Genomic DNA, 5160 nt, shown 5'->3' on the forward strand with positions numbered 1-5160 from the left:
AACTGGAACAGTTCAGTATTCTGTGGATCGAACCACCATTTCTTCCAATCCTTGGTAGCATTGGCTGATATGGAGACATACCCGATGGGTGCATCAAACCAGACATAAAACACCTTGCCTTCATACCCCGGCTTGGGGACAGGAATACCCCACTTCAGGTCGCGGGTGATACAGCGTTCTTTCAGACCATCCCGGATCCAGGACTTGGTCACCTGTATGGCATTGTTTGCCCAGAAACCATCTTTGCTGGTCTTCTCCATCCAAGCTTCCAGCATAGGAAGAGCTTTGGGCAGATTGATGTAGAGGTGTTTGGTTTTCTTGACAATTGGGGTGGTACCACAGACACCACAGTGAGGGTCGATCAACTCAATAGGGTCAAGCAGGGTCTGGCAACTGTCACACTGGTCCCCTCTAGCACCCTCTGCATGGCAGTGGGGACAGGTTCCCTCAACAAAGCGGTCTGCAAGAAATCGCTCACACTTCGGGCAGTAGAGTTGCTCCAACTCATGCTCACTGACATATCCAGCTGCGTCCATACGCTTGAAGATGTCCTGGACTATTTCGGTCTGGGCCTCTGTGCTTGTCCTCCCGAAATAATCAAAATCAATATTGAACCACGCATAGATGTCACGGTGTATGGCATGATAGTGGTCACACAACTCCCTTGGGCTTACGCCCTCCTTGAGAGCCCGTGTCTCAGTTGCCGTACCATATTCATCGGTACCACATATATAAAGTGTCTCATACCCTTTCAATCGACAGAAACGGGCAAAAACATCAGCACTCAGGACCTGGGTGAGGTTGCCTAAATGCGGAATATTGTTCACATACGGGAGCGCAGAAGTTACTAGTCTCTTTTTCATAAGGGATATAATAGAACGCACCGAATTTTATTTCAATGCCAAACGAATCAATGTTGGCGTTATTACATCCTTGACGAGTCCCCTAGAGCTAAGTACATTGAAAGAGTACCATAATTGGTACAAAGAGGAGTTATCATGGATACCATGCAGCAACCACCGAGGCCTGCGCGAAAAGTAAAGAACATCAGCCCCAAGCTGGTGATCTGGATTATTGTCGCCGTCGTCCTCATTATGCTGGTTCTTAGCAGTTTCTTTGTTGTCGACCAAACCGAACAAGCGGTTGTCCTGCGCTTAGGAAAATACAACCGAACAGTAGGCCCTGGATTGCAGACCAAGATCCCACTAGGAATCGAGACCAGTTACAATGTCCCAACTCAAGTCGTTCAGACGATGACATTCGGATATCGCTCAAACAGTTCTACTTCCCCACTTTTTGGAAACAGCGACTACACATCTGAATCACTTATGCTGACAGGTGATCTGAACATCATTGATGTACAGTGGATCATTCAATACAAGATTGAAAACCCTGTTAACTGGATGTTCAAGGTTGAGTCCAGGGAAACAACTCTGCGAGATATCAGCCAGAGTGTCATGAACAAGCTGGTGGGTGATCTTCCCATTCTCTCTGTCATGACCAGTGAACGTACCCGAATCGAGATTGAAGCACAAGAGAATATGCAGAAAATCTTTGATTCCTACGAATTGGGAGTACGTGTTGTTACCGTCAAGCTACAGAACATCGTACCACCGGTTGGAGAAGTTCAGGATGCTTTTGAGGATGTCAACAAGGCAATCCAGGATATGAACCGCTTGATCAACGAAGGAAAGCAGAACTACAACAAGGTTATTCCTTCTGCCCGAGGTGAGGCAAACAAGCTCATCCAGCAAGCACAAGGATATGCAGCTGAACGTGTAAACCAAGCTGAAGGTGATGTGGCACGATTCAACAGCGTCCGAGAGGTCTATGAACAGTCACAGACCATTACTCGAACTCGATTGTACATTGAGACAATGGAGGCAATCATCAATCCCACCGAAAGCGGATCGGTTACCCTGGTTGACAAGAACCTGAGCAACTTCCTTCCGGTGCAGATGGTTGAAGGGGGTACAAAATGAGTACAAACACCAATAAGAAACTAGTTACCACCCTGGTAGTCCTCGTTGTCTTCATTGCCATCTTCATCTTGCTAGGACCTTTCTACATCCTTGCAGAAGGCCAGCAGTCAGTGATCACCCGATTCGGTAAGATTGTTGACACGGAGCAGAACGCAGGACTCAAGTTCAAGATGCCGTTGGTAGACAGCGTGGTAATCTATCCCAAGAAAATACTCTCCTGGGATGGGGCTGCACAGAGGATTCCAACAAAGGAAAACCAGTTCATCTGGGTTGATACCACAGCCAGATGGAGAATTTCAGATCCTGCCAAGTACTATGAGACGGTCAATACCGTCAACAATGGTATCTTCAGGCTGAACGATGTCCTTGATTCTTCGATTCGAACCATCATCAGTGAGAACTATCTCAATGAGGCGGTAAGGAACAGCAATGAGATCAATGTCATCGAGGTCGAAGAGCAGGTACAGAATGTTGAAAGCATCGAGGATGCTGAGAGACTGCGTAACCTTACAGCAACCGTTGCCAAGCAGGAGACGATCAGTATCGGTCGTGATGGCTTGAGCAATATGATGTTTGCCCAAGCAAAACAATTCACCGATGAGTTCGGTATTGAACTGATCGACATCGTCATCCGACAGATTCGCTACAGTGATGATCTCACCGAAAGCGTATATCAGAGGATGATCAAGGAACGTAACCAGATTGCTGAGGCATACCGCTCCTACGGTCGTGGACAACTCGCACAGTGGCAAGGAAAGACTGAGGGAGAAGAGAAACAGATTCTCTCAGAAGCCTATGCCGAGAGTGAGAAGATCAAGGGTATTGCTGACGCTGAGGCTGCAAAGATCTACGCAGAATCATACGAAGTAGATCCCGAGTTCTTCGAACTATGGAGAACCTTGGAGTCATATCGCAAGACAGTGCCTGGTCTGGACAAGATCCTCAGCACTGACATGCAGTACTTTGACATGATTTATGGTAGAGATGCCCAAGAGTAAATTGGCTACTGGCATTTAACAGGAGGAAGGGATTTGTTCCCTTCCTCTTTTTTTGCCTTCCTGCTACACTCCTCGTATGAGAGAGAAAAGCCTAACCATCTTCGACTTTGACGGTACACTCTACCCGATTAACTCCTATGACAGCGAACAGCTGCTGATTCTTTCTGCGGCGAAGGAGAGAGGGGTCCTGTTCAAGAAACGGGGCAAGCACTTCATCGAACAAGACCAGAAGGGAGTGTTTGACGATGCATCTTTCCACCACCGCTATGAAAAGCTGGTTAAAAGAGCTACCCCAGCCATGATAGATGAAGTAGCAGACATCCTTCTCTCTTCCATTGGCAAGAGGGAAAAAGATGCTCTTCTCAGACTTTCCCACATCAGTGACCTGGGTATCCTTACCTGCGGTACGGAAAATATTGCAAGGGCCTTTCTCCAGAAGCTCGGAGTTGAAGACTCGTTCTCGTTCATCCGTGGAAAAAGACTCGTCAGAAACGAAGAAGGCAACTTCCACTTGTTGGTCGATATTGCAGGCCCGGGCGACAAAGCTCTGGCAGTAGACTCACTCAGAGCAGACTATAAGACCATTATCGCTATCGGTGATGGCCCCACCGATATACCCATGCTTGAGGCAGCAGACCATGGGATGATTGTTGCATGGAACAGACAGAACCGGCAGTACCCCTATGACACCTTCCCTTCCCTGGAGTCTGCAGTATTGCACTCCATCGACTACTTGGAAAGCAATATACGAGCCTGATTTAGTGCCAAACGATAGGAAAGGAAAAATCCAAGGCCGGTCAAACCAAACAACAGCAACACGGAGAGCACCATACTCAGACCGATAAGCATTGGCAACAACAATACCAAGGCAAAGAGTGCCAAGGATATGAAAGCTGCAAGTATACCGAAGAGCCCATTCAGGTTGCTTTTCATTGCCTGCTGGCTCACCTTCCAGTCGAGCCTTGGATGATGGTAATCGATTGCAAGTTGCATGCATGCAATCATTCCAATGCAAAGCAATGACAGAGGTATCATCCAAAAAAGATGCCACAGGGGAAGGGAGAGCAGCAGGAGCGCTGCTGATAGATAGATTGCATGGGGGATGAAGACAAGCAGAAGATGAAACAACAACTTCGCTCCGACGAATGTACTTGCATCAAGCGGGTACTGCTTATCGAGATTAAAACGCTTTCCTTGCCTGGAAACACTGGTTGAGCTGATCATGCTGAGATTGGCGAACAAGAGCAACAATAAATACACCAGTTGGAGAAATACTCCGGTCTCAATAAGCTGGGAAGCAACTTCAGCTAATTCATCCAGAATCCCCATGAAACTGTAGAGCACAAGAAGCAAAACAGGGATTCCAAGTTCTCCCACTATTTCAAACACAAACATGCTCTCAGAGCGGATGATGAGCAATTCACGTTTCATGAGAGCCCACTGGGGACTTGTAGACTGGAGGGAATGCTTGGCTTTTCGGGTCCTCGCAACCGATTGGTTGCTCAATACGTACGAGAGATTTGCTGCATAGGTGGATCCTACAAACAGAACCAAACCGATAAGGAGAAGCAATCCCAATCCAAGCATACTAAGCAGGCTTGCAAGGGAGGTGACCATCTTCGCCTGTATGAGGAAAAGGGGGATCATAGCCATAAGCTTCTCGATGATTGGAGCATAAGCCTGCAACATCGCCTCATAATTGAACGCAAGCAACGAACCATCCTCACTCATATTCCTGGTAAGGGAAACCGTCATCATAAGGATCAGGAGTACCAAGGCGATAGCGCTAAAGAGCTCCTCTGCCATCTTATGGTTCCTTCCCTTTGTGAGCCTTACCAAAACCATGGAGATCAAGACAGAAAGGGAGAGGGCAAAAAACGGTCCTATCAGAAGAAAAAAGACTCCGCCAAGTAAATATACCAGGGAGAAACCGTCAACCCAGAGGCCAACAACAAGGGCTGGAAACGTAACGAACCAGTAAAGGGGAGCTTGCAGAAGGTACGCGATCAGCAGCCTGCTTGCTCCCAATTCGCTGTGCCGTACGGCCAATGGTCCAACCAACAAGATGTCCTTTGCCCCATAGAGCAGGCTGGTCCCACTGGCTAGGCTATAAAACAGTTGGAATGCAAAACCCAAAAGGGCAGCAAAGATAAGGCCTAAATAGGGATAGCCCAAGAGCT

The 5160-nt window shown here is 47.7% G+C and carries 5 protein-coding genes; 3 read left to right on the forward strand and 2 right to left on the reverse strand.

The genetic code is table 11. The features are described 5' to 3' along the window. A partial coding sequence (metG, locus tag JF818_RS04405; protein ID WP_198890760.1) for a methionine--tRNA ligase occupies nucleotides 1–863 on the reverse strand: 863 nt, incomplete at its 3' end. Nucleotides 864–998: 135 nt separating this feature from the next. On the opposite strand from metG, the gene hflK reads away from it, so the two are divergent. The 3 genes from hflK to JF818_RS04420 all read left to right on the forward strand — a co-directional run bounded on the left by hflK (nucleotide 999) and on the right by JF818_RS04420 (nucleotide 3737). Continuing rightward, nucleotides 999–1982, forward strand: coding sequence for an FtsH protease activity modulator HflK (gene hflK / locus JF818_RS04410; protein WP_198890761.1), 984 nt, complete (start codon nucleotides 999–1001; stop codon nucleotides 1980–1982). Next, nucleotides 1979–2980 carry a protease modulator HflC gene (hflC, locus tag JF818_RS04415; protein ID WP_198890762.1) on the forward strand — a complete coding sequence of 334 codons (1002 nt, stop codon included), beginning with the start codon at nucleotides 1979–1981 and terminating at the stop codon, nucleotides 2978–2980. The genes hflK and hflC overlap by 4 nt, the downstream gene beginning before the upstream one ends. 76 nt (nucleotides 2981–3056) lie before the next feature. Then, entirely contained in the window at nucleotides 3057–3737 is a 681-nt protein-coding gene (locus JF818_RS04420; RefSeq protein WP_198890763.1) for an HAD family phosphatase, read from the forward strand. Here the strand turns inward: JF818_RS04420 and JF818_RS04425 are convergent. Next, a partial coding sequence (locus JF818_RS04425; protein ID WP_198890764.1) for a hypothetical protein occupies nucleotides 3710–5160 on the reverse strand: 1451 nt, incomplete at its 5' end. The two genes, JF818_RS04420 and JF818_RS04425, sit on opposite strands and share 28 nt — an antisense overlap.

The sequence above is a fragment of the Sphaerochaeta sp. S2 genome (genome assembly GCF_016406725.1).
GTDB lineage: Bacteria > Spirochaetota > Spirochaetia > Sphaerochaetales > Sphaerochaetaceae > Sphaerochaeta.

Excerpts from the sequence above, each read along its gene's own strand:
- hflK (WP_198890761.1), top strand. The coding sequence starts at position 999 with ATGGATACCATGCAGCAACCACCGAGGCCTGCGCGAAAAGTAAAGAAC.
- JF818_RS04420 (WP_198890763.1), top strand. The coding sequence starts at position 3,057 with ATGAGAGAGAAAAGCCTAACCATCTTCGACTTTGACGGTACACTCTAC.
- hflC (WP_198890762.1), top strand. The coding sequence starts at position 1,979 with ATGAGTACAAACACCAATAAGAAACTAGTTACCACCCTGGTAGTCCTC.